At 58.5% G+C, this 25,254-nt stretch carries 22 protein-coding genes; 10 read left to right on the top strand and 12 right to left on the bottom strand.

The annotated features are described in order from the left end of the window. The first annotated feature begins 55 nt into the window (after window positions 1-55). The 4 genes from ilvD (at window position 56) to soil367_RS04000 (ending at window position 6,020) form a co-directional block, all read left to right on the top strand. Complete coding sequence (gene ilvD, locus soil367_RS04015) at window positions 56-1,897, top strand: dihydroxy-acid dehydratase (protein ID WP_136547128.1); 1,842 nt, start codon at window positions 56-58, stop codon at window positions 1,895-1,897. 101 nt (window positions 1,898-1,998) lie between these two features. Next, complete coding sequence (gene upp, locus soil367_RS04010; RefSeq protein WP_136547126.1) at window positions 1,999-2,637, top strand: uracil phosphoribosyltransferase; 639 nt, start codon at window positions 1,999-2,001, stop codon at window positions 2,635-2,637. 3 nt (window positions 2,638-2,640) lie between these two features. Next, window positions 2,641-3,909, top strand: coding sequence for a uracil-xanthine permease family protein (locus soil367_RS04005; RefSeq protein ID WP_136547124.1), 1,269 nt, complete (start codon window positions 2,641-2,643; stop codon window positions 3,907-3,909). Window positions 3,910-4,145: 236 nt separating this feature from the next. Further along, entirely contained in the window at window positions 4,146-6,020 is a 1,875-nt protein-coding gene (locus soil367_RS04000; RefSeq protein WP_136547121.1) for an Ig-like domain-containing protein, read from the top strand. 65 nt (window positions 6,021-6,085) lie between these two features. Here the strand turns inward: soil367_RS04000 and soil367_RS03995 are convergent, their stop codons facing one another. Further along, on the bottom strand, window positions 6,086-7,066 hold the full coding sequence (locus soil367_RS03995) for an AraC family transcriptional regulator (protein WP_136547118.1): 981 nt from the start codon (window positions 7,064-7,066) through the stop codon (window positions 6,086-6,088). 255 nt (window positions 7,067-7,321) lie between these two features. Here soil367_RS03995 and soil367_RS03990 point away from each other — a divergent pair, with 255 nt between their 5' ends. After that, window positions 7,322-8,170 carry a metal-dependent hydrolase gene (locus soil367_RS03990; protein WP_136547116.1) on the top strand — a complete coding sequence of 283 codons (849 nt, stop codon included), beginning with the start codon at window positions 7,322-7,324 and terminating at the stop codon, window positions 8,168-8,170. Window positions 8,171-8,251: 81 nt separating this feature from the next. On the opposite strand, the gene soil367_RS03985 is transcribed toward soil367_RS03990, so the two are convergent. The 4 genes from soil367_RS03985 to soil367_RS03970 all read right to left on the bottom strand — a co-directional run bounded on the left by soil367_RS03985 (window position 8,252) and on the right by soil367_RS03970 (window position 11,410). Then, window positions 8,252-8,755, bottom strand: a complete 504-nt coding sequence (locus tag soil367_RS03985) for a dihydrofolate reductase (RefSeq protein ID WP_136547114.1) — start codon at window positions 8,753-8,755, stop codon at window positions 8,252-8,254. Window positions 8,756-8,865: 110 nt separating this feature from the next. After that, a complete protein-coding gene (locus soil367_RS03980) occupies window positions 8,866-9,705 on the bottom strand; it encodes a thymidylate synthase (RefSeq protein WP_136547111.1) in 840 nt (279 codons plus the stop codon). Further along, window positions 9,706-10,572 carry a prolipoprotein diacylglyceryl transferase gene (lgt, locus tag soil367_RS03975; RefSeq protein ID WP_136547109.1) on the bottom strand — a complete coding sequence of 289 codons (867 nt, stop codon included), beginning with the start codon at window positions 10,570-10,572 and terminating at the stop codon, window positions 9,706-9,708. A 7-nt stretch (window positions 10,573-10,579) separates the two neighbouring features. Then, window positions 10,580-11,410 carry a sulfite exporter TauE/SafE family protein gene (locus tag soil367_RS03970; RefSeq protein WP_246065510.1) on the bottom strand — a complete coding sequence of 277 codons (831 nt, stop codon included), beginning with the start codon at window positions 11,408-11,410 and terminating at the stop codon, window positions 10,580-10,582. A gap of 99 nt (window positions 11,411-11,509) precedes the next feature. On the opposite strand from soil367_RS03970, the gene soil367_RS03965 reads away from it, so the two are divergent. The 4 genes from soil367_RS03965 to dxs all read left to right on the top strand — a co-directional run bounded on the left by soil367_RS03965 (window position 11,510) and on the right by dxs (window position 15,815). Then, window positions 11,510-12,283, top strand: a complete 774-nt coding sequence (locus soil367_RS03965; RefSeq protein ID WP_136547107.1) for an NRDE family protein — start codon at window positions 11,510-11,512, stop codon at window positions 12,281-12,283. 125 nt (window positions 12,284-12,408) lie between these two features. Continuing rightward, complete coding sequence (locus tag soil367_RS03960; RefSeq protein WP_136547105.1) at window positions 12,409-12,687, top strand: exodeoxyribonuclease VII small subunit; 279 nt, start codon at window positions 12,409-12,411, stop codon at window positions 12,685-12,687. Beyond that, complete coding sequence (gene ispA / locus soil367_RS03955) at window positions 12,687-13,583, top strand: (2E,6E)-farnesyl diphosphate synthase (RefSeq protein ID WP_136547103.1); 897 nt, start codon at window positions 12,687-12,689, stop codon at window positions 13,581-13,583. The genes soil367_RS03960 and ispA overlap by 1 nt, the downstream gene beginning before the upstream one ends. Before the next feature lie 282 nt (window positions 13,584-13,865). Continuing rightward, window positions 13,866-15,815, top strand: coding sequence for a 1-deoxy-D-xylulose-5-phosphate synthase (gene dxs, locus soil367_RS03950; protein ID WP_136547101.1), 1,950 nt, complete (start codon window positions 13,866-13,868; stop codon window positions 15,813-15,815). A gap of 27 nt (window positions 15,816-15,842) precedes the next feature. Here the strand turns inward: dxs and ribA are convergent, their stop codons facing one another. From ribA to soil367_RS03920, 6 genes are all read right to left on the bottom strand, one after another. Beyond that, window positions 15,843-16,454, bottom strand: coding sequence for a GTP cyclohydrolase II (gene ribA / locus soil367_RS03945; protein ID WP_136547099.1), 612 nt, complete (start codon window positions 16,452-16,454; stop codon window positions 15,843-15,845). 81 nt (window positions 16,455-16,535) lie between these two features. Beyond that, window positions 16,536-17,021, bottom strand: a complete 486-nt coding sequence (gene moaC / locus soil367_RS03940; RefSeq protein WP_172962400.1) for a cyclic pyranopterin monophosphate synthase MoaC — start codon at window positions 17,019-17,021, stop codon at window positions 16,536-16,538. A gap of 161 nt (window positions 17,022-17,182) precedes the next feature. Beyond that, complete coding sequence (locus soil367_RS03935; RefSeq protein WP_136547095.1) at window positions 17,183-18,214, bottom strand: Nudix family hydrolase; 1,032 nt, start codon at window positions 18,212-18,214, stop codon at window positions 17,183-17,185. Beyond that, window positions 18,195-19,412: a bifunctional glutamate N-acetyltransferase/amino-acid acetyltransferase ArgJ gene (gene argJ, locus soil367_RS03930; protein WP_136547092.1), complete on the bottom strand. Its 1,218-nt coding sequence runs from the start codon at window positions 19,410-19,412 to the stop codon at window positions 18,195-18,197. The genes soil367_RS03935 and argJ overlap by 20 nt, the downstream gene beginning before the upstream one ends. Continuing rightward, entirely contained in the window at window positions 19,412-22,159 is a 2,748-nt protein-coding gene (secA, locus tag soil367_RS03925; protein WP_136547090.1) for a preprotein translocase subunit SecA, read from the bottom strand. The genes argJ and secA overlap by 1 nt, the downstream gene beginning before the upstream one ends. 407 nt (window positions 22,160-22,566) lie before the next feature. Further along, window positions 22,567-23,502: a M23 family metallopeptidase gene (locus tag soil367_RS03920; RefSeq protein WP_136547088.1), complete on the bottom strand. Its 936-nt coding sequence runs from the start codon at window positions 23,500-23,502 to the stop codon at window positions 22,567-22,569. A gap of 290 nt (window positions 23,503-23,792) precedes the next feature. On the opposite strand from soil367_RS03920, the gene soil367_RS03915 reads away from it, so the two are divergent. Then, window positions 23,793-24,227, top strand: coding sequence for a DUF721 domain-containing protein (locus tag soil367_RS03915; protein ID WP_136547086.1), 435 nt, complete (start codon window positions 23,793-23,795; stop codon window positions 24,225-24,227). A gap of 52 nt (window positions 24,228-24,279) precedes the next feature. On the opposite strand, the gene lpxC is transcribed toward soil367_RS03915, so the two are convergent. Further along, window positions 24,280-25,197, bottom strand: coding sequence for a UDP-3-O-acyl-N-acetylglucosamine deacetylase (gene lpxC / locus soil367_RS03910; protein WP_136547084.1), 918 nt, complete (start codon window positions 25,195-25,197; stop codon window positions 24,280-24,282). Window positions 25,198-25,254 lie beyond the last annotated feature (57 nt).

The following is a 25,254-nucleotide window of genomic DNA, read 5'->3' as shown; positions in this document are numbered from 1 at the left end:
ACGCGCGCGCCATCGGACTTCACGATCTACCGCTGACTGAGAGAACACCCCCGCCATGGCCAAGTATCGCTCCTCCACCACCACCCAAGGCCGTAACATGGCCGGCGCCCGGGCACTGTGGCGCGCAACCGGAATGAAAGACGGTGACTTCAGCAAACCCATCATAGCAGTCGCCAATTCATTCACGCAGTTCGTACCGGGCCATGTCCACCTCAAGGACCTGGGGCAGATGGTTTGCCGCGAGATCGAAGCGTCTGGCGGCGTCGCCAAAGAATTCAATACCATTGCCGTGGATGACGGCATCGCCATGGGGCACGACGGCATGCTCTATTCGCTGCCGTCCCGGGACCTCATAGCCGACTCGATCGAATACATGGTCAACGCCCACTGCGCCGACGCCATTGTCTGCATATCCAATTGCGACAAGATCACACCGGGCATGCTGATGGCCGCCCTCCGCCTTAACATACCGGCCATTTTCGTGTCGGGCGGGCCAATGGAGGCTGGCAAGACCAAATTGTCAGCGCACAAGCTCGACCTTGTTGACGCCATGGTAGTCGCGGCAGACGACACCGTATCCGATGAGGACGTCGCTGAAATCGAGCGTAGTGCCTGCCCCACCTGCGGATCCTGCTCGGGCATGTTTACGGCCAATTCCATGAATTGCCTCATGGAGGCGATTGGCCTGGCCTTGCCTGGCAACGGCACCATCCTCGCTACCCATGCCGACCGTCGCGAACTGTTCCTGCAGGCGGCCCGGCAGATCGTGCTGAATGCACAGCTGCATTACGAGCGCGATGACGACAGCCTGCTGCCCCGCAGCATCGCCAACCGTCGTGCGTTCGAGAACGCCATGACCCTGGATATCGCCATGGGCGGCTCGACCAATACAATCCTGCACCTGCTGGCGGCGGCGCAGGAAGCCGAGGTGGGTTTCACTCTGGCTGATATCGACCAGCTGTCACGAAAAGTACCCCAGCTCTGCAAGGTAGCACCCAACTCCCAGAAATATCACATTGAAGATGTTCACCGCGCCGGTGGCATCATGGCAATTCTGGGCGAACTGGACCGGGCCGGCCTGCTTCATACCGACATGCCGACTGTGCACAGTGAAACCATGGCCGCGGCCCTGAAACAGTGGGATATCATGCGCGAGCCGGACGCCAGTGTAGTGCAGATGTATAAAGCCGGTCCCGCCGGCATCCCCACCCAGGAGGCCTTCAGCCAGTCGACCCGCTGGCCGAGCCTCGATGGCGACCGCGCAACGGGCTGCATCCGCTCCCTTGAACATGCCTATTCCCGGGAGGGAGGCCTGGCCGTCCTCTATGGCAACATTGCCACCGCGGGGTGCGTCGTAAAAACTGCCGGGGTGGATGATTCCATTCTGGTCTTCGAAGGTCCCGCCCGTGTTTTCGAAAGCCAGGACGCGGCGGTTAGCGGGATACTCAACAATGAGGTCCAGTCCGGCGAGGTCGTGATTATCCGTTATGAAGGGCCCAAGGGCGGACCCGGCATGCAGGAGATGCTCTACCCGACCAGCTACCTGAAGTCCAAAGGGCTGGGCAAAGCCTGTGCTCTGCTGACGGACGGCCGCTTTTCCGGCGGTACCTCCGGGCTGTCCATAGGTCATGCGTCACCCGAGGCAGCGGCCGGCGGCGCAATCGGGCTGATCGAGAGCGGCGACCTTATACGGATCGACATTCCCGGCCGTTCTATCAATGTGTTGGTGGACGATGCCGAGCTTGCGAGCCGTCGCGAAGCAATGAATGCGCGTGGCTGGGCGCCAGCAGAGATTCGGCAGCGTCGTGTTTCAGCAGCGCTCAAGGCCTATGCGATGCTTGCGACCAGTGCGGATCAAGGCGCTGTGCGCGACCTGACCAAACTTGACTCGCTGTAGCTGTGCATGCGCATTGGTGAGCGCCCTGGCATGCTAAGTCGCACCGGGCGGTTTGCGCCGCCCGACGTTCCGCAATTCGAAGCCTGAAGGAGATTTACCCCATGCCGGTCCACGAAATCCGCCATCCGCTGATCCGCCACAAACTGGGCCTGATGCGCCAGGTAGATATCAGCACCAAGAGCTTTCGCGAGCTGGCCCAGGAAGTGGGTGCACTTCTGACTTACGAAGCCACCAAGGATTTCATTCTCGAAACCTACACGATCAAGGGCTGGGCCGGACCTGTTACCGCCGAGCGCCTGGCGGGCAAGAAAGTCACAATCGTCCCCATCCTGAGGGCCGGCCTGGGAATGCTGGACGGCGTCCTCAGCCAGATTCCTGCGGCGAGAGTCAGTGTGGTGGGGCAGGTTCGCAACGAAAGTACGCTTGAAGCTGAAACATACATGGAGAAGTTGGTAGGCGAACTGGATCAGCGCCTGGCAATCATTGTCGACCCCATGCTGGCAACGGGCGGTTCGCTGGTATCGACCATTGACGTACTCAAGCGGGCCGGCAGCAGAGAAATACGCGCGCTGGTGCTGGTGGCTGCGCCAGAGGGCGTCAAGCGCGTGCAGGAGGCTCATCCTGATGTGACTATCTATACCGCATCGATCGACGAGCGACTCAATGACAAGGGCTATATTCTGCCCGGTCTGGGTGATGCGGGCGACCGCATCTTCGGCACCAAGCAAAAGGACAACTGATCCATGAGCGACCCGACTAAAGGCGCCACCTGGCGGCAGATTCTGGCAGGTTCGCAAATGTTGCTGGTGGCGTTTGGCGCGCTGGTATTGATGCCGCTTATTACCGGGCTTGACCCCAATGTCGCGCTTTTTACCGCCGGCGTAGGCACGCTGGTTTTTCACATGGTTACTGGCGGCCAGGTGCCGGTCTTTCTGGCCTCGTCCTTTGCATTCATAGCGCCTATTGTCGCAGCTAAAGCTGAATTCGGCCTGTCTGCAACGCTTGGTGGGCTTGCTTGTGCCGGTCTGTTCTACGTGTTTCTGAGCGGGCTGGTAAAGCTGAAGGGCACCGGCTTTATCGACCGCCTACTTCCGCCCGTGGTTATCGGGCCCGTCATTATGGTAATCGGCCTCGGCCTTGCGCCTGTTGCTGCCAACATGGCCATGGGCAAGACCGGCGACGGCGCCGCCGAACTGGTCCCCTACACTACAGCGATGATCATTTCGATGGCTTCGCTGGCAACGACGCTGGTCATAGCCGTAGTCGGGCGCGGCCTGTTCCGGCTGGTGCCTATCCTGTTCGGGATCCTGACTGGCTACGTCCTCGCCCTGTTTTTCGGCGTGGTCGACGTCAGCCCGGTCACTGCAGCGCCCTGGCTGGCCATGCCAGCGTTCGTGGCGCCTACCTTTGAATGGGGCGCAATCCTGTTCATCCTGCCTGTCGCTATCGCTCCCGCGGTTGAGCACATTGGCGATGTGCTGGCCATCAGCACCGTGACCAAGCGCAATTTTATCCGCAAGCCCGGGCTGCACCGCACGCTACTGGGCGATGGCCTGGCCACATCCCTGGCCTCTCTACTCGGCGGTCCGCCCAATACGACCTACTCAGAGGTTACGGGGGCGGTCATGCTGACCCGTAATTTCAATCCCCGGGTCATGATCTGGGCTGCGGTCATCGCTGTAGTGCTGGCGTTTTTCAGCAAATTCGGCACCGCACTTCAGACCATTCCGGCACCGGTAATGGGCGGTATCCTCTGCCTGCTGTTCGGCTCTATCGCGGTGGTCGGTCTGAACACGCTTATCCAGCATAAAGTCGACTTGTCTGCCGCCCGCAACCTGGCCATCGTCGGGGTGACGCTCACGTTTGGTATCGGCGGCCTGGTGATGGGCACAGGCAGCATGGGGCTGCAGGGCATCGCCCTGTGCAGCATCACCGCCATAGTGCTCAACCTTGTTCTCCCCGGCTACCAGACCTGGCATCGCGACGAGAGCGAGTTCGCTGGGGAAGGCTGAGTACCGTCCCCGCACGGGATACATCGATGCGGGGCTTCCTCCTGCAAGTACCTTTTCCTTTCTCCCTCCCGCCCGATATCGTCGGGCGCTGCAAACTCGACCTAGCCGTTCAGAAACCCTGTGCTATCCTTTCTGAATAGTTAAAACCCAGTAATTTCGATCAACTAATAACCTTACCAGAAGCCCGGTACTGCTGTCGGTGGCCTCGCCTGCCCTCGCCCCCATGGAGATAGAAGATGTTGTCAAAGCGTTTAAAACCAATCGCTATTCTGATGCTGCTGCTTTTCCTAGCGGCCTGTGGAGGCGGCGGTGACGATGGCGTGTTTGGAACTGGCGGCGGCTCCGCTGGCGGAGACGGGGACGCTGCCGGCGATTTCGAGGGGCAGGTTCAGTTACTGACCAGCTCCCCTCGGGTTGGAACAGCCGACACTGAAGGAGTTGTCCTCACAGCGCTGGTCAAGGACAGCAACGGCGTGCTGATGGAGGAGGTGCCGGTTTCGTTCTCGGTGACGAACAACGGCGCCTTGCAGGTCACCCGCGGCACAACTGATGAGACGGGGTCTGCCCTTGCGGTAGTGACCGGTTCCGGTGATTACCGCAACCGCTCCGTAGCCGTCACAGCGACAGCCGGCGGCGCGAGCAGCACCGTAAACATTGACGTTGACGGGACCACCTTGACTATCGTCGGGCCGAACGTTGTTCCGGTCGGTGAAGAAGCAACTTTCATAATCTCGCTTGAGGACTCCGACGGCAATGGAATCGCCATGGAAAACCTCACCGTGGAAAGCGCTTTGAATACTACCTCTGCGACTGTGTTAAGCACCGACGCCGACGGTACGGTGACGGTCAAACTAATTGCCGGTAATTCTGGCACTGATACGCTATCAGTCAGCGCTTTAGACGGCTCTATATCGGCCTCCCAGAACGTTGAAATTTCGCCGGACAGTTTCAGGTTTACGACGCCGACAGCTGGCACAGAGATCCCGCTTGATTCAAGCGTTCCGGTCTCCCTGACCTGGCAGGTCGATGGCAGCAATGTCGACGACAACTCGAATGTTACGTTCTCCACCACCCGCGGAATTCTCAGCGGCGCCTCAGCCACTACTACTAACGGAACGGCTACGGTCAACATTCAGGCCAGCGACGCCGGCCTTGCCGTAATCACCGCTACAGCGGCTGGCGGGCTGTCTACCCAGCGGGAAGTCGAGTTCATCGCTACGGATCCTGAGACGCTGGAGGCAAAGTCAGCTTCTTCCCAACTGGCCATTGGCGAAAGTACCGAGATCACAGCTGTTGTCCGCGACGCCAAAAACAATCTGGTAAAGAATCAGACCGTAACCTTCCAGCTGACTGATATCAGCGGCGGCACACTGTCCAGCGGCTCTGCAGTTACCAACAGCCAGGGCATTGCCCGCACACGCTATACGGCCGGCCAAAGCACCAGTTCCAATGGTGGTGTAGAGATCAAGGCCTTTATCGCTTCTCTGCCTAGTGTAGAGGGCACGGTGAACCTGACTGTCTCCCAGCAGGCGCTGCGGGTTTCATTGGGCACCGGCAACGAGATCGAGGAGCCCAACAGCACCACCTACCGTAAGCCCTGGTCTGTGTTCGTCAGCGACGCGACTGGAGCACCGATCGCCGATGCCCAGGTAGAACTCAGCCTGCTCCCCATCTATTACTGGGAAGGCGAGTATGTTGCCGTAGCGTCAACCCCTGGTGGAACCCCCGACAAGTGGGCCAGATCAATATCACTGGTCAGCGGCGAAAGCTGCGTGGCGGAAGACCTGAACGGCAACGGCATCCTTGATACCGGTGAAGACGTGAACGGCAACGGCACTCTTGAGCCGACCAATCCTGGCACTGTGCCTGGCAGGGTCACCACGAACAGCGAAGGCTCCTTTGAGTTCGGCCTGAACTACCCGCAAAGTCACTGTAACTGGGTAGGCGTGGAACTCACGGCGAAGGTAGGCGTACAGGGCACGGAGACAATCAGCAGAGCCAGATTCACACTGTCCTGCCTCGCGGACGATCTCAACAACCTGGATATCGAGCCCCCTGGCGGAATAGTAGGCCTCTACGGTAATGCGTCCAGCTGTGCCACACCGGATTAATCAATAAGTGATCATGGAACCGGGGCCCTTGGGCCCCGTTTTTTTTGCGTTGCTGCCCTGCAATACTATAGCTTCGCTTCTTCGCGAGCCTCGCTCGGTGTCATCCCCGTCCAAGCCACAAACGCCCGCCGAAAATTAGACGCGTCGCTGAACCCCAGAATCTGCGCAATCTCCTCAACGCTCAGTACACCATCGCGAAGGTGCTCCAGGGCGAATTCCTTTTTAATCTCCGCAACCAGCTGTTTGTAATCGATGCCCTCCTCGTCCATACGCCGGTGGAGCGTGCTCACGCTCATGCTGAGACGTCTGGCCACTTCGGCCTGACTGAGAAAACGGCCCTGGCTCTGAAGACCCCGAATCCGGGCGGCAAGATCCTGCTGTCGGGTTTCCTGCTGGATCGCCGCGCAGCGCTTTTCAAAGATGCTTGAGGCCAATGTGTCGGCTGAGAGCAGCGGTAAGCTGGCCAGGCGATCAGGAATTACGAGACCATTGAAAGATTGTCCGAAGCTCACTGGCGCACTGAAGACGCCCTGATATTTCCCAACATGCGCCGGCTGTTCGTGGCGGAACCAGACTTCAAGCCCGCGGCTACGCCCGCTGAGAAGAAACTCGACCGAGGTGTAAATACTCGCCACCAGGAGCTCTGCAGTTAACCAGGGCATCTCCGGCAGCACAAAACTGGGATCGCATATCAGGTGGTGGTGCTCGTTACGGTGGTGCCAGGAAAACCGGGCCTGGGGGGCCTGCACCCGATAGTATTTCAGCAGTAACTGGAGCGCATGCTCCAGATTTTCACTGGCCATGGCCGCGTAGCCGAGGGCGCCGTGGCTGTTGATGTTGAGTCTCTGCCCGGTGGACAACCCGACAGCCGGATCGCTAGTTTGGTCAGCAGCCAGTTTTGTGATGGCATACAGCCGCGCCGGGTCGATGAGCGTCTTATCGTTCAGGTCGGCCTCCTTGAGGCCAGACTGCTCAAGCAACGTCTCCCGATCTGCACCGACTTCACAAAGCGAGTCAATCAGAGCGGCGATATAGTGGCCTTTCATAACAACTCAGGCTCCGCCCGTAACCGGTGCACTGCGTTTTTTTCACTACAGCGTTGCAGGAGAAGATGTCTCGTATCGAGCCTGTCTAGCATTGGCATAAGTTCCGCAGCAGCTTACCTGACAAAAAAAGACCTGCTGATAGAGAGTGAACCACCTTCCCAGGTTTGTCTACAAGTCTTAAATTGGGACAGTGCCAAACCCGCTCGGCTAGGGCCGCATGTTTCCGGCCATGTGAAAACTGGGGAGAACAAGAACATGACTGTAAACCAGACACCCGAAGTTAAAATCGAGACCCGCCACCTCAAGTTCGAGGTGGAAGAGGAGCTGAAAACACTGTGGCACGGTGGCGACGTCTTCAAGACCTGCTTTTTCAACGCCCTATCGATGCAGTTTCCAGAAGGCGAACATCAGTTCATACGCGCCGTTCGACATTACCGTGACCGCATCGAAGACCCGCGGCTGAAAAAGGAAATACGCGGTTTTATAGGGCAGGAAGGCGTGCACAGCCGCGAGCACAAGCGTTACAACGAAGCCCTACGACATCGCGGCTACGACATCGACGCCATGGACAAACGCTTCGAAAAGCACATGGCCTGGGTCAGCCGCCTGGGCCCGACCCGGCAATTGGCGGGAACCTGCGGCGCCGAGCATTACACTGCAGTCCTCGCCCATGGCATTCTCAGCAACCCGGACGTACTGACCGGGGCCTCGCCCGTGATGAAAGATCTCTGGCGCTGGCACGCCATTGAGGAAACCGAACATAAGGCGGTTGCCTTTGATGTCTACCAGCGCTGTATTGGCGACAACAATCTCAGGCGGGTCGTCTTTTTCTTCGTAACCTACAATTTTTTCAAATTTACCTTCCTCAACACCTGCACCATGCTCAAGGCCGAAGGTAAACTCTGGAGCTTGAAAACCTGGCTGGGCGGACTGAATTACCTCTGGGGAAAGCCAGGCGTCGTTCGGAAATGTGTACCCGCGTTTCTGGATTACTTGAAGAAGGACTTCCACCCCTGGCATCACGATAACCGGGAGCTTCTAAAAACCTGGGAAGACAAGTTCGACGCGGAGCTTTACCAGCAGCCCGCAAGGGCCGCAAGCTGATACCGGCCATTGCAGGCCAGATCACAAACGGGGGCATTGATGGAAGCGGCTTACAGTCGCCCCTGCCCTGCCCCCTCATCATCACGCCCTGTCATACACGACAAAACTGTAGTCGTAGCCATTATTATCGCTGGCGCCGTGGTCCTCTCGACTGACCTCGCGCCACTGATCCCAGTCCAGTTCAGGAAAGAAGGCATCACCCTCAATCTCAGCATGAACTTCGGTCAGGTACAGACGATCCGCGTCCGGTAACGCTTCGGTAAATATTTCCCCGCCGCCGATCACCATCACTTCGTCCACCCCATCAATTTCAGCCTGAGCTTCCGCGCTGCGGTATGCGTCGGCCAGGCTATGCAGTACCCGTACGCCAGGAAACTGCCAGGCGGCGTCCCGAGTGACCACGAGGTTAGCCCGCCCCGGCAAAGGCCGGCCAATTGACTCAAATGTCTTCCGACCCATGATCATGGGCTTGCCGAGGGTCGTCCGCTTGAAGTATTTGAGGTCCTCCGGCAGATACCAAGGTAGCTTGTTACTGCGGCCGATCACGCGGTTGCGGGACATCGCTACCATCAGTGCTTTGATCATTGTCGCCTCCCGGGTTATCCCGTCGTTTAGGTAATGCTATTGCCCTGTCCGGGTAATCCGTTGGCATCCGCGACCGCTGAAGGCTTTGGGCTAGTGTCCCGTCCGGGACACTAGACAGCAATCGGCGCCTTGATCCCGGGCAGCGGCTCATACCCCTCAAACACGAAATCTTCCAGTTCATACTCGAACAGGCTGTCAGGCTTACGTGCAATACTTAGGCTCGGAAGTGGCCGCGGTTTACGCGACAGTTGCTCGTAGACGATCTCGTCGGTCAAGTGGTTACTGTAGAGATGGCAGTCACCGAACGTGTGGACAAACTCGCCGACTTCGAGATCGCACTGCTGGGCAATCATGTGCGTCAAAAGCGCATAGGAAGCAACGTTAAAAGGCACGCCCAGGAACAGATCGGCACTGCGCTGATATAGCTGGCAGGAAAGTCTGCCCTCACTGACGTAGAACTGGAAAAGGCAGTGGCAAGGCGCTAGAGCCATACGGCCCTGGCGAACATTATCCTGGGGGCCGGCGGCCTCATCGGGCAGCTCGGCCGGATTCCAGGCCGATACAATCAGCCGGCGGGATTCAGGTTTTGTCCTGATCTGACTGACCACATCGGCGATCTGGTCCACCGTGCTTCCGTCCGGACACTGCCAGCTCCGCCACTGCTTACCGTAGATCGGCCCGAGGTCGCCATTTTCCAGCGCCCACTCGTTCCAGATACTGACCTTGCGCTCCCGGAGCCAATTATTGTCGGTAGAACCTTTGAGAAACCACAATAACTCGTAGATGATGCTACGAAGATGGACTTTTTTGGTAGTGACCAGCGGAAATCCACGACCAAGATCGAACCGCAATTGCCGACCGAAAACGGACCGGGTTCCGACGCCTGTTCGGTCGCCGCGATCAGTGCCGTTATCCACTACGTCCTGCATTAGTTCAAGATACTGTTGCATCTAACGGCCCTGCCTGCTTGATTTGGACTTTCTGCGTTGTTCGGGCGACTTGGCCTGCGTTGGCACTACAGGAGCTGGCTCAGGCACCCCCCGTCGATAGGCCAGAACCAGAAGAATAGCCCCCGCGAGTATCATGGGCACGGAAAGAATCTGGCCCATACTCATCCAGTCGAGCGCTACGAAACCGAGGTGGGCGTCCGGCTCGCGAAAAAACTCCGCGATGAAACGCAACAGCCCGTAACCCAGCAGAAAAAGACCTGATACAGCCATACGCGGCCGGGGCCGGGCTGAGAACCACCATAGAACAGCAAAGAGCAGCAGACCTTCCAGAAGAAACTGGTAAATCTGGGACGGATGCCGGGCGATGCCGTCGCCGGTTCCCGGGAACACCATAGCCCACGGCACGTCAGTAGGCCGCCCCCAGAGCTCGCCGTTGATAAAGTTGCCCAAGCGGCCCGCGGCGAGGCCCAGGGGAACCAGTGGCGCGACAAAGTCAGCCAGTTGAAAGAAAGTGATACCGAGGCGCCGGGCGAAAAGTACCATAGCCAGAATGACACCGATCAGACCGCCGTGGAACGCCATTCCGCCGGTCCAAACCATGAACAGCCAAAGCGGATTCTCAATAAACTTATCGAAATTGTAGAAGAGTACGTAGCCAAAGCGGCCGCCAAGAATGACACCCATCGCAATATAGAAGATCAGGTCTCCCACCTGGGCTTCATTCAGGGGAGACCAGGGCTTGCGCGCGCGTCGCGTTCCCAGCCACCAGCCCGCGAGAAAGCCGAACAGATAGGTCAGGCCATACCAGTGAATATCCAGGGGGCCGATGCTTATGGCTACAGGGTCAAACCGGGGATGTTGGAGCATGGGGGCCTCAGGCTAGCAGAAATCGGATCCCGATCAGGGTCAGTAACAGTGCGAAAGTCCTTCGCAGCAGAACCGGTGAAAGCCGGTGCGCCAGCAGAGCACCTAGCCGGGCAAATGGCACGCTTGTGAGCACAATACCGACCACAGCCGGTAAGTATACGTAACCCACAGCGTAAGGCGGCAGGCCGGGTTGACCTTGTCCGACGACCATATTGGCTAGAGCTCCCGCTACCGCAATCGGCAGACCACACGCGGCGGATGTCGCCACCGCATTACGCATACCGACGTTGCAATAGGTCAGGAACGGTACCACCAGGCTCCCGCCACCGATCCCGAACAAGGCAGAAGCCCAGCCGATGACACCACCGACGCCTGCGAGACCAGGCTTCGCAGGCGGGTTGCGCCCGGGAGTGGGTGAAAGTGCGAAGCCCATCTTGACGGCGATAACGAGCGTGAAGATACCAATAATGTTCTGCAGCATCGGGCCGCTGATCCCGGCAACAGTCAACACGCCGAACGCCGTGCCAAAAACAATGCCCACTGCCATTGGCCGAAAAAGATCCCACCGAACCGCGCCTTTGGCATGATGGGTCCGAATTGAGCTCAATGAGGTGAACACAATGGCGGCCAGAGAGGTTCCGACCGCCAGGTGTGCCATCACGTCGCCGCCCAGGCCCTGGGCCTGGAAGCTGAAAATCAGCACGGGCACGATGATTAGCCCGCCGCCAATGCCGAAAAGACCCGCCAGCACACCGGCGACGGCCCCCAGCAGCAGATATAGGAAAAACGCGGCTATCACAGTGATGATCCATCGCGGCACAAGCGCTGTATCATACACAACCCATGCCCTCAGTTCATGCAGGACGTCGTGGCCAACCGTTGAACGGCACCCGCACCGGCGGGATCATGGCGGCGGTCCACAAAAAGGAGTGGCTCCATGTGCCTTATTGCACTTGCCCTTGAACAACATGAGAAATTTCCGCTCGTTCTGGCCACGAACCGCGACGAAGTTCACGCCAGACCGACCGAGCCCATGCATTGGTGGCGAGACCGACCGGTGCTGGCTGGTCGCGATGGAGAGTCCGGCGGAACCTGGCTCGCACTGCAGGAGTCCGGCGCCCTTGCTCTCGTGACAAATTACCGGTCGGGCATCGCCGAGAGCGGAAAGCGGTCCCGCGGCGAGATTCCATTGGAGCTGCTGGAACAGACAGCCGAAGCCGAGAACGTCCGCGAGCTTTACCAGCGGCGAGGCGACTTCGGTGGATTCAACCTGATCACCGGTCGTGACCAGGACTGGTTCTACTGCGGCAGCGAAGACCGCGTGCCGTTGCGCCAACTGTTCAGGGGCCTGTATGGCCTCAGCAATCACCTCCTCCAGAGCGATTGGCCCAAAGTGATGCTCAGCCGTCAGCTAATGAGTCAGAGCTTGATTGCGGCCGGAGGCAACACCGCTGCCCTGCATGACGCTCTGATCGGCGCGTTCAGGGACGACCACAGACCCAGCGAAGCATTACTGCCCGACACCGGCGTCGGCCTGGAACTTGAGCGGTTTCTCTCGCCCCTTTTTATTGTCGGCGAGACCTACGGCACGCGTTCTACGACAGTCGTCACCATCGACCGCACTGGCGAGATACAGGTTTCGGAGCAGCGATATGGCCGCGGCGGCGTTGCTGTAGGCCGGCATAACTTTGTGTGGCAAGCTGCTGGTTGATCCGCCGTCGAAGGTAACAGGGGCGAGGCACCTGTGTCGTAACAGACGCCAATCCCGGGCTTTGGATTTGTTATACTGCCACGCGGACTCCGCAACATCGCCTCCAATACGAACAAAGGTCTCTCATGAAGCAGGAAGAAGTAACCTTATCCGATTTTGAGAAGTCGCTGGATGAGCTTGAAGAACTGGTGCGCAGTCTTGAGCAGGGCGAGCTTTCGCTGGAGCAGTCATTGGCGGCTTTCGAAAAAGGCGTCAGGCTCACCCGCTCTTGCCAGCAGTCGCTCCGATCCGCTGAGCAGCGGGTTCAGCAAGTGGTCGTCCAGGATGATGGCACGATCACTGAAAGTGCTTTTGCTGAATCAGGCGCTGGCGGCTCAACGGATAGCGAAGAGACGACAGGCTGATGCGGTCCGAAGCAACCTTCGAGCGTTACAGGCAGCGCGTGCAGTCAGCTCTCGACGACTATCTGCCAGCCGTCAGCACTGAACCACAGCTGCAGTCGGGCCGACTCTATGAGGCGATGCGCTACAGCGTCCTCGCCGGTGGCAAAAGGTTACGCCCGGTGCTCGCGATGGCGACCTGCAAGGCCTTGGGCGGCGATCCCGAGAACGCGGTCCCCGCGGCGTGCGCACTGGAGCTTATTCATGCGTATTCGCTGGTTCACGATGATCTGCCTGCCATGGATAATGACGACTTGCGCCGGGGACGGCCAACCTGCCACATTGCTTTTGATGAAGCGACCGCCATCCTTTGCGGAGATGCGCTTCAGGCAATGGCGTTCGAAATCTTGGCCGATGCGCCCTCACTTTCAGCGCGTCAGCGCCTTGCCATGGTCAAAGAACTGGCGCGTGCTTCAGGTCATGCCGGAATGGTCGGGGGCCAGGCGATCGATCTCGATGCGGTCGGCAAGCAGCTCGACATTGCGGCGCTTGAACGCATGCATCGACACAAGACCGGCGCCCTTATAGAGGCGGCCACACTTTTGGGCGCCATGGCGGCGGGAAGTAGCAACAGTGCTCAGCTGGACAGTGCCCGCCGCTACGCCGCTGCGCTGGGACTCGCGTTTCAGGTTAAGGACGACATTCTCGACGTTGAAGGCGAAACTCATACGCTCGGTAAACAACGCGGAGCCGACGCTGACCGCAATAAACCTACGTTTCCGGCGCTTCTGGGCCTGGACGCGGCCCGCCAGCGTCTCGACAACCTGCACCAGGAAGCCTGCAGTGCACTCAAAAATCTGCGTGGTGAGACCTATCCACTGCAGGAACTGGCCGACTTCGTGGTCCACCGAAAGTATTGATCGCAGCAGAATCGTGATGCGTCACAAAGCCTTGTGCTGTTAGATTGTCGAAATCTACTGAATGGATTGGCCAAACCTGTACTGATTCAGTTCGCCGAACAGGCAGCAATGGTCGAGTGCTCCAGAAGCCCAACACTGCGCGCTCAGACGAGGCAGTTATCAGTTCATGCATGGGCGTGCCAGCTCCCTTATAATGGCATCGTTCAGCCGATGGCTTCCACGGGTGCTCGAATCAAAAACCAAAGGGCTCGCCAACGCGGCTCGCGAGTTATTACGAGAACAATGCAGGATACTTATATTTTTCAGGAGATTCCGACCCGCCGCCCCAATACGCCGTTACTGGACCGTATCGAGGCGCCGGCCCAGCTACGGGAAGTTGCGCCCGGGGCGCTGCCCCAATTGGCGCGCGAGCTACGCTCGTTTTTGCTTTGGAGTGTAGGTCAGTCAGGCGGTCACTTTGGTGCCGGGCTGGGGGTGGTCGAGCTGACGCTGGCACTGCATTACGTTTTCCAGACACCGGAGGATCGCCTGGTGTGGGATGTCGGCCATCAGGCCTATCCCCACAAAATTCTGACGGGGCGACGGGACGCACTGAGCCGTATTCGCCGCAAGCAGGGTCTTGCCGGTTTCCCAAAACGCTCAGAAAGCCCTTACGACACCTTTGGTGTCGGCCACTCGTCCACTTCGATCAGCGCCGCGCTCGGTATGGCTATCGCCGCCCGGCGCCAAGGCAGCACAAGGCGCAGTATTGCCGTTATCGGTGACGGTGCCATGACAGCCGGGATGGCCTTCGAGGCGCTGAGCCATGCCGGCCATGTGCACGCCGACATGCTGGTGATCCTCAACGACAACGACATGTCCATTTCCCAGAACGTTGGCGGTCTTTCAACTTACCTGGCGAAGCTGCTGGCGAGCCGCACTTATCATCAGGTTCGTGATGGCAGCAAAAAAGTTTTGTCCAGCGCGCCGCATTTAAGAGAGCTGGCACGCCGTACGGAGGAGCATTTTAAGGGCATGCTCGCCCCGAGCACGCTTTTCGAAGAACTGGGTTTTAACTATATCGGCCCGGTGGACGGGCATGACCTCCCACTGCTGGTCGAAACCCTGGAGAACATCCGCGAGCTTAAAGGCCCACAGTTTCTCCATGTCGTTACGAAGAAAGGTAAAGGATTTGCAGCTGCTGAGGCTGACCCCATTGGCTTCCACGCGATCAACAAGATCGAGCCGGAACCCCTGGTCAAGCCCCTACCCATGACCGACGAGCCCAAGCGGCTGAAGTACTGCAATATTTTTGGCCAGTGGCTTTGTGACATGGCCGCCCGCGACGAGCGGGTGCTGGGCATTACGCCCGCCATGCGGGAAGGCTCGGACCTCATCGCCTTCTCCCAGAGTTACCCCGACCGCTATTTCGATGTCGCGATTGCCGAGCAGCATGCCGTTACATTAGCGGCCGGAATGGCCTGCGAAGGGGCCAAGCCAGTGGTCGCCATCTATTCCACCTTTCTGCAGCGCGCTTACGATCAGCTGATACATGACGTCGCCATTCAGAATCTCGACGTACTGTTTGCCGTCGATCGGGCCGGGCTGGTGGGCGAGGACGGTCCCACCCACGCTGGCGCTTTCGACCTGAGCTTCCTTCGCTGCATTCCCAACATGGTTGTCATGGCACCATCGGACGAAAACGAAACCCGGCAGATGCTCTACACGGGCTGGCTCTACCAAGGGCCAGCGGCCGTCCGCTATCCGCGGGGCACCGGTCCGGGGGTGGAAATAGAAGCCACGATGACCGCATTGCCGCTGGGCAAGGGCCGGATCATACGGGAGCGTCAGGAGACGAAAGAGCAACGGGTTGCGATCCTTGCATTCGGCACGGTACTGACCGCCTGCCGGCAGGCGGCCGACACGCTGGACGCCACCCTGGCTGACATGCGCTTCGTCAAGCCGCTCGACCAGGAGCTGATCAAGCGACTGGCGAACGACCACGACTTGCTTGTGACTGTGGAAGAAAATGTGATCGCGGGCGGGGCAGGCAGTGCGGTGGCAGAGTTCATTAATCAGGCAGGCCTTGACACCAGGATTTTCCACCTGGGCTTACCCGATCGCTTTGTAGACCACGGCAAACACGGCGAACTGCTGGCGGAATGCGGGCTGGAGCCTGATGCCATTGAACAGGCGATCAGACAGCGCTTGCGCCCCGAGGCACGCCATCAGGTCCTGCCCCTGGCGAGATAGGCTTACCTCAGGCGGCCCGGCCGTCCCTCATATCGGGTCGTCGTCCTGGTGGGTCGCGAGCCAGTGGCCGAGCTTGGCCCGCTTGGTATCGAGGTAGCCTTCGTTGTGGGGGTTACGCCCGACCTGCAACGGTACGCGCTCCGTCACACTGATACCTAACATCTGTAGTGCATCGACCTTGCGCGGGTTATTGGTCATCAAACGGATGGCGCCGACCCCGAGGTGCTCAAGCATATCCTTGCACATGGAGTAGTCGCGCAGATCTGCCGCAAAACCCAGACGTACATTCGCTTCCACGGTGTCTGCGCCCTGATCTTGCAGGCGATAGGCTTTTATTTTGTTGAGCAGGCCGATACCCCGCCCTTCCTGACGCAGATACATCAACAACCCGCGCCCCTCCAGGGCTATACAGCGTAGCGCTTCCTCCAGCTGATAACCGCAGTCACAGCGCATGCTGAAAAGCGCGTCCCCGGTGAGACATTCCGAGTGAGTCCGTGCCAGGACGGGCTCACCGTCGTCCACGATGCCGAGGGAGAGCACAACGTGTTCCTTGCCCGTGGCGACCTCTTCAAACCCATGCATGTCGAATACGCCAAAAGGGGTCGGCAGGCGACAGCTCTGCACGAAACGAACGATCACTCAATCACCTCGTAGAATTCAGGACGGGAGCGGACGGGCATTCTAGCAGAAGCAGAGGTGCACGCCATTAAACAGGCATGCTCAGCCGTCACCCGGGCTCGTCGCATGCCAATGCCCGGAACGACCGCCCTTTTTCTCAAGTAGGCGGATCCCGGTTATCTCCATGCCCCGGTCCACGGCCTTGCACATGTCATAAACCGTCAGTGCCGCGACCGATACAGCCGTCAGCGCCTCCATTTCGACACCCGTGCGACCCGCCAGCTTGCAGCGCGCTTCAATCACCAGCCCTGTACCCCGTTCGCAACCATTCAACGTCACCCTGGTCGAGGTGAGATTGAGTGCATGGCACAAGGGGATAAGCTCGTGGGTTCTCTTTGCTGCCATAATTCCGGCGATACGGGCGGTCGCAAGGATGTCACCCTTGGGATGCTCGCCGGCAATGATCATCCTGAGCGTTTCCGGCTGCATCAGCACACGGGCTTCTGCATGGGCTTCACGCTCACTGACGTCCTTGCCGGTGACATCGACCATGCGGGCTGCACCGCTTTCATCCAGATGAGTGAACATGGGCAAGACTCAGGTTCCCTTTCGAAGCGTTATCAGAAGCGACCGCCTAAGATCGTGCACCAACGGCAGCACTTCCTGGCTCCCGCAGCCACGGTATCCACACATTGATTCATTTGTCTGTAACAAGCCACGCTGGACTCTCCGGAAGCCCTTACTGGACGCTAACGCCACCAGTGGCTGATCCCGGCGATACCCTGGCCCCCGTGCCCTATGCTGCTGGGGATATCCCGCAAACCAACCCCGCCCATGGCGTAGACCGGGCACCTGGCAGCCCTGACCCACCCACGAAAACTGTCCCACCCCAGCGGCTCGCGTTCAGGGTGGCTCGAGGTGGGGTTTAACGGCGACAGCGTAGCGTAATCTGCCCCAATCAGTGCCGCATGTGCCAGTTCAGCCGGGGAGTGACAGGATACCCCCAGCCACTTTCCGGCGGCTACAGGGCGCGCTTCAGACGCAGGCACAAAGCCCTGCTGTATCGAACTCGGTGTCCCCTTCGCAGACCGCACGTCAGGCAGTTGCCGGACTACAGACTGCGGCAGGTGAATCCCCGCAGCTTCAGGCAGCACCTGCAGAAGCGACGGCCCACCGTGTAACATCAACGGGATCCCGTGAGCCTTGCAGAGCGGCAAAACTTCATGCGCCAGCCGGAGGTAGGCTTCCACGGCAAGCTGAGGCTGTCGAAGGAGTAGACCACTTCGGCTCCGGACTGAGAGCGCGAGCGCCAGATTGCGTGAGATCTGACCGACATCATCAGACTCGCCTGTGACCAACCATTCTGGGGGCAGTCTTAAAGCACGAATTATGGGCCGATTCGCAACCGGGAAATCAGTATCGTTCAAGTCCTCGACGCGCATCCAGTTGACTGGCTGCCCCTCCAGACCGCGCGGGACGCCCTTGAAGTCCCTCACCCGCCAGACATCGAGCAATACCGACTTATCGCCGTAATCATGCTCAATCTGTATCAGCGGCTCCATCCCAACCGGGTCGGCCTCCAGCCCCACCTCTTCGGCCAGTTCCCGAACAAGCGCCGCGCGAACGGACTCTCCGGGGTCGACCTTTCCGCCGGGGAATTCCAGCAGGCCGCCCATGTGTTTCCCGGACGGTCGCCGGGCTATTAGTACGCGCGCTCCATCGGCAACCACACCAACCGCAACATGAACCGGCAACGCCCTATCAGGTCCGGTATTCGGCATTGATGGTGACGTAGTCGTGGGAGAAGTCACATGTCCAGACGGTCTCTTTCACAGCGCCACGACCCAGGTTCACCGTAATGCTGATTTCAGACTCGTTCATAACCGCCTGACCCCGCGCTTCGGTGTAGTCTTCAGCCCGCGCGCCGTTGTGGACAATGCAAACATCGCCCAAGTGGATACGGACAGCGTCCAGATCGAGGTTTTCAACTCCGGCGCGCCCGACCGCGGCAAGAATACGGCCCCAGTTCGGGTCCGACGCAAAAAGCGCAGTTTTGACTAGCGGCGAATGGGCAATGGTAAATGCGACATCCAGCGCCTCTTTGCGATCGCGCGCCTGTTCGACAGCTATGGTAATGAACTTGGTGGCGCCTTCGCCGTCACGTACCAGGGCCTGTGCGAGTTCCAGGCAAAGGGAATTGAGCGCGTCGCGAAACGCGATGAAACCAGCCCCGCCTTCGGCAATCTCTGGCACAGCGCTGCACCCGGTCGCAACTGCCACACACGCGTCGTTGGTCGAGGTGTCGCCGTCTACAGTCACCCGATTGAAGGAACGCTCAATTGCACCCGCCAGCAAGCGCTGCCAGAGTGCTGAGTCTATACGCGCATCGGTTGCAATAAACCCCAGCATTGTTGCCATATCCGGACGGATCATCCCGGCGCCCTTGCTGATGCCGGAAAGGTGGATCACTTCCTCACCGACCGCTACTTGCCGTGTCGCACCCTTGGGCAATGTGTCAGTCGTCATGATGCCACTCGCAGCAGCGGCCCAGCCATCGGCTTTCAGATCCGCCAAGGCCTCAGGAAGCGCTGCAGTCAATTTACTGACCGGCAGAGGCTCACCTATGACACCGGTGGAGAATGGCAATATCGACTCAACCGGAACGTCGCATGTAGCCGCCAGGGCAGCACAGCATGCTCTCGCATCTGTCATCCCGCGTTCGCCTGTGCCCGCGTTGGCGTTGCCGGTATTGATCAGAAGATACCGGGTCGCCGCAGCAGCCAGATGCTCACTGGCGACGCGTACCGGTGCGGCCCGGAATTGATTGCGTGTAAACAGCGCAGCCACTGCACTGCCCCTGGCAATCTCAAACACCACTACATCCTTGCGGCCGGGCTTCTTGATCCCGGCCGATGCGACGCCAATGCGCACACCATCAATCGAATGAAACTTGGGCAAAGGCCCCAGACCAACCGCCATTACTGAACCTTTCCATGACATTGTTTGTACTTTCTACCCGAGCCGCAGGGGCAGGGTTCATTGCGGCCAACTTTTCGCTCGTCCCGCATGAAGGGCTTGGCCTGCGAACCCGACGGTTTGCCCTGCCCTGAATCGGCTTCGTCCCGGCCTGAATCAGAGAGCTCGGAGCTTTCCTCATGGCGGGTTTCCGCCCGGGCCAGCTGGCGCTCCAGCTCCTCTTTACGGCGCTTCTCAACTTCTTCTATTTTTTCGCGGCTCTGAACTTTGACGTGGGACACCACCCGGATCACGTCAGTTTTTATGCTCTCAAGCATGGTTTGAAACAGCGCAAATGATTCCCGCTTGTATTCCTGCTTGGGATTCTTCTGGGCGTAGCCACGAAGATGGATACCCCGGCGCAGGTGATCCATATTCGAGAGGTGTTCTTTCCACAGCGTATCCAGTACCTGCAGGAAAACCTGCTTCTCAAAGTTACGGAAAGCATCGGTACCGGCCACCTGCTCTTTTTCCCGGTAAGCCTGAACAATCTCTGCCAGGATCCGCTCGCGCAGGTTATCTTCGAACAGCTTGGGATCATCCTCAAGCCACTGCTGGACTGGCAGCTTGACCGCAAACTCACTCTCCAGGTGCGATTCAAGGCCCGGCACATCCCATTGTTCCGGGATACTTTGGGGCGGGATGTAGTCGCTTACGGCGTTGCCGACGACTTCTTCACGGAGCGCGTCGATCATCTCGGAAATGTCGTCGCTGCCCATGATCTCATTGCGCTGTTCGTATATGGCGCGACGTTGGTCATTCGCGACATCATCGTACTCAAGCAATTGTTTGCGTATGTCGAAGTTGCGTCCTTCTACTTTGCGCTGTGCTTTTTCGATAGCATTGGAAACCATCCGATGCTCGATCGCCTCACCTTTTTGCATGCCCAGCGCCTGCATCAGATTCTTGACGCGGTCTGGCGCGAAGATACGCATGAGGTTATCTTCGAGAGAGAGGAAGAAGCGCGAGGAGCCCGGATCGCCCTGGCGGCCAGCGCGCCCCCTCAGCTGATTGTCGATCCGGCGTGATTCGTGCCGTTCTGTACCGATAATATGAAGGCCGCCTGCATTCACCACCTGGTCATGACGCGCCTGCCAGGTCGCCCGAAGCTTGGACATTTCAGCCTCGCCAGCCCCTTCCAGCGTCGCCGCTTCAGACTCCCAGCTTCCCCCGAGCACGATGTCGGTGCCGCGACCGGCCATATTTGTCGCGATGGTTACCGTGCCGGGCCGACCGGCCTGGGCAATAACCAGTGCTTCGCGGTCATGCTGTTTGGCGTTGAGGACGTTGTGCTCGATGCCCGCCGTTCTGAGAAGCTTGGACATCAACTCTGATGTCTCAATCGAGGCGGTACCCACCAATACAGGCCGGCCTTCCGCCGTGACATCCTTGATCTCATCGATGATGGCCTGGAACTTTTCTTCCTGGGTAAGGTAGACCAGGTCGTTATAATCGATGCGTTTCACGTCCCTGTTGGTCGGGATCACGACCACATCAAGACCGTAGATCTGACGGAACTCAAAAGCCTCGGTATCTGCGGTGCCGGTCATGCCCGCCAGCTTTTCGTATATACGGAAATAGTTCTGGAAAGTGGTGGATGCCAGGGTCTGGCTTTCAGCCTGGATCGGCACGCCTTCCTTCGCTTCAATAGCCTGGTGAAGCCCTTCACTCCATCGCCGTCCCGGCATTGTGCGGCCAGTATGTTCGTCGACAATGACCACCTGGCCATCGTTAACAATGTAATCCACGTCTTTCTGAAACAGATGGTGCGCTCGCAACGCCGAGTAGACATGGTGGAGCAAGCTCAGGTTGGAGGCGGAGTAGAGGCTGTCCCCCTCCTCCAGCAAACCTCGTTCACGCAGCAGGCGCTCGACTTTTTCGTGCCCGACCTCGGTCAGTTCTACCTGCTTGGACTTCTCGTCCAGAGTGAAATCACCCGTAGGCTCGCCTTCTTCTGGCGTTTCGCCTTCGTCAAGCAGCGGGACCAGTTTGTTGACCGCAGCGTAAGTTTTGGAGCTGTCCTCGGCCGCGCCAGAGATGATCAGCGGCGTTCGCGCCTCATCGATCAGGATCGAGTCGACCTCATCGACAATCGCGTAGTGAAGTGGCCGCTGGACTTTCTGCTCCAGGCTGAACGCCATGTTGTCCCGCAGATAGTCAAAGCCAAACTCGTTGTTGGTGCCGTAGGTAATATCTGCCGCGTAGGCCGCTTTCTTGGTTGCACCGTCCTGGCCCGCGACCACGACGCCGATGGTGAGGCCGAGAAAGCGATAGAGGCGCCCCATCCACTCTGCATCCCGGCTGGCCAGGTAATCATTGACCGTTACCAGGTGCACACCTTTGCCGGTGAGGGCGTTGAGATAGATCGGCAACGTCGCGACGAGGGTTTTCCCCTCACCGGTGCGCATCTCTGAGATGTGTCCTTCGTGGAGCGTTATCCCGCCAATCATCTGTACGTCAAAATGACGCATACCCAGCACGCGCTGGCTGGCTTCGCGCACCACCGCAAAAGCTTCTGGCAGAAGCTGGTCGAGAGTTTCGCCATCAGTCATGCGTTTTCTGAACTCGGCCGTTTTGGCCTGTAACGCCTCATCAGAAAGTGCCTGGAGCGCCTCTTCAAAACTGTTAATGCGCGTCACGACCTTACGCATACGCTTTACTTCACGGGCGTTCTTACTGCCAAAAAGACTCGTTGCAAGCTTAGTTAACATAACCAACTGATACTTTATTCGTTGACGTGCCCGACCGGGCTTGCTGTTCAGCCTGAGATCATCAGAACAACAGGGTCGGGAGCGAGGAATTAGGTACGAAGCAAACGGTGCCGACAGCAATTTCGGCAGGCGCCCTCGCTGAAGCGAACTAAAACTGTACCACTTTATGCTTCAGATCCCGGCAGCTATTCGCTGCCAGCGCGCGCTTTACTCAAGTAAAGACCCGCATTCTAACCCTATTCTGCGAAGGGGTGAAAGTTGAGGCCGGCAGGAAGCACGGGCAGCGCCGGAGTTACCGCGGAATTGACGCTGTCAGGCAGAGATGAGTCAGGGAAGAATCCGCCCCGGGCCGGTCGAACAGAACGGCGCGCTAATACGGGAGCCGAGGTGAAAGGTATTGCCGAGCGCTAGCGACTGGCTCGCTGGATGTATTTGACAGGGTCCTGGCTACGGCCGTTTTTAAGCACTTCGAAGTGGACATGCGGTCCCGTAGAGCGCCCTGTGCTGCCCATCAACGCCAGTACCTGACCTTTCTGAACAACATCCCCAACCGCCACCTTGATCTCTTTTGCATGGCCATATCTGGTGATGTGCCCGTCGCCGTGATCCACCTCAACCAGGTTGCCATACCCGTATCGCTCGGAAGCCCAGGTTACCACTCCTGCAGCCACCGCAATGACGTCGCTGCCGTCCTTGCCGGCGAGGTCAACCCCGTCGTGCCAGGTGCGTTTGCCCGAGAACGGGTCGGTGCGGTAACCATAATGTGACGACAACCAGCCCCAGCGAATCGGGCGGCCGGCGAGGAAGCGTTCGGCTTCAATATGCCGGTTCTCGAGGAGACGTCCCAGCAGTTCCAACTGATTCTCACGGTCAGTCATACGGGCATCCATCCGGGCCAACATGGATTCCAGATCGGGCGCAGTGAAGGATTCACCACCGGCGTCAACGTGGGGGCCGCCCACGGCGGCTGGAGACTCGAAATCAAACTCGCCATTGTCGAGCTTGGCTACGTCCACCAGGCGCTGCCCCAGTGCATCCAGCCGCAGAAGCCTGGCCTGCATCTCGCCCAATCGCAGGGTCAAAGCGTCTATCTGCTGATTGGCGTCAATTTTCAGCGCCTGCAAGCGTTCCCGCTGGCTGTCCAGCCGAGCCTGCCAGCTTGCTACGACGGTAGGTGACATGGCCTGGTAGTGCGCGACGCGTTCGGCAGCGACCCAATACCCGCCGTAGGCGCACACCCCGAATATGACTGCTACCGCTACAGCAGCCAGAACCAGCCTGGCGCCAGTAATGTGGAATGACCTGGACTGGCCGTGTCGACGGCCCACCAATATGATGTTCACAGATTCGTTGACCTCTTCCGTAGACCTGCAGATTTGGCAGGTGCTGAAACTCCGGGCATAGCCTCTGTGTTCGCGATGCCGCGCCTGTGGGGTTCAGGTTACCGCTAGGCCGCTCGGGCCTGACCACTGCGTCGCAGACTAGCGACACCGCTTCTTGATTGTAGTCTCCGGGCTACGCATAATCCGTTGAGATGCGTAACCTTTCGTAAGCAGTGCGACCGGCGGGAAGTGTAACACAGGTCCTCTCTGCCCGATCAAAGCCCCAAAACCCACGCCCAAGCGGCCCTTTTATGGCCCCAAAACGCCCGAAAACGCTGGACACTATCGAGAGCGACCGGCTTAACCAGCTATTCGCCGCGGCCCAGCGCAGAGCCCAAGAGGAAACTGAAGTACTCGCCTGCCTTCCCGAACAATTCCGCAAAAAATGTCGGTTCGGAGGGTTCAGCAATGGTGAACTGACTTTGGTCGTAGCCCACAGCGCGCTCGCGACCCAGTTGCGTTACCAGCAGTACGATATTCTGCAGGCGATACGCCAGGACGAACGCTTCAAGAACGCCTGGCGCATACGCACCCGCGTCGCTCCGCCTCATTTTCTACCTCCACGGCAACGGGTCAAACGGGCTCTGAGCAAAAAAAATGCCCGGCTCCTCGAAGAAGAAGCCGGGCATACGAAGGACGAAGGTCTTAGAGATGTTCTGTTAAAACTTGCGCGTCATCACCAGTAAGCGATGCGAACCACCCTGACACTTGATCGGTGAGATCAGGACGTGCAGGTGCTCAGGCGTGCGCTGCCAGGACAGGCTTAAGGTACGAAATAGGCGCTGTGGCCTCGTCCTCAAACGTGACGACTTCCCAGGCATCCTCTTCTTTAATCAGTTTGCGCAAGAGCTTGTTGTTGAGGTCGTGGCCCGATTTGTAACCCTGAAACTCGCCTATCAGGCTATTTCCCAAGAGGTACAGGTCCCCGATGGCGTCCAACACCTTGTGCTTGACGAATTCGTCGTCGTAGCGAAGGCCGTCTTCATTGAGAATCCGGTAGTCGTCAACCACGATAGCGTTCTCAACCGAACCGCCGAGCGCCAGATTCATAGACCGTAGCTTTTCGATGTCCCGCATGAAGCCAAAAGTGCGGGCCCGGCTAACCTCTTTCACAAATGACGTGCTGGAGAAATCTACCGAGGCGTACTGCGACCGCCCCTGGAAAACAGGATGATCGAAATCGATACCAAAGCCGACCTTGAAGCCTTCAAACGGCACGAAGGTCGCCGTTTTGTCGTCTTCCTTCAACGTGACTTCCCGCTTGATACGAATGAATTTCTTGGGCGCATCCTGCTCGGCAATGCCTGCAGACTGCAACAGGAACACAAACGGCCCGGCGCTCCCGTCCATAATGGGAACTTCCGCTGCACTTAACTCGACATAACAGTTATCAATGCCCAGTCCAGCCATGGCCGACAGCAGGTGTTCTATGGTTGCAACCCGAACACCATCCTTTACCAGAGTCGTCGATAGCATGGTTTCACCCACATTCTCGGCGTGAGCCAGAATTTCGACAACAGGGTTCAGGTCCGTTCTACGGAAAACGATACCTGAATCGACCGGAGCTGGTTTGAGGGTCAGATAGACCTTCTCACCTGAGTGAAGCCCCACTCCGGTCGCACGGATAGTATTCTTGAGCGTGCGCTGTCTGATCATTAGTAGCATTTCCGTAACAAATGGAGCCCAAAATAAATGCAAAAACTGTCGCCATCT

It is taken from the genome of Hydrocarboniclastica marina (assembly GCF_004851605.1).
GTDB lineage: Bacteria > Pseudomonadota > Gammaproteobacteria > Pseudomonadales > Oleiphilaceae > Hydrocarboniclastica > Hydrocarboniclastica marina.
This window is presented reverse-complemented; position numbering and strand designations above follow the sequence as displayed.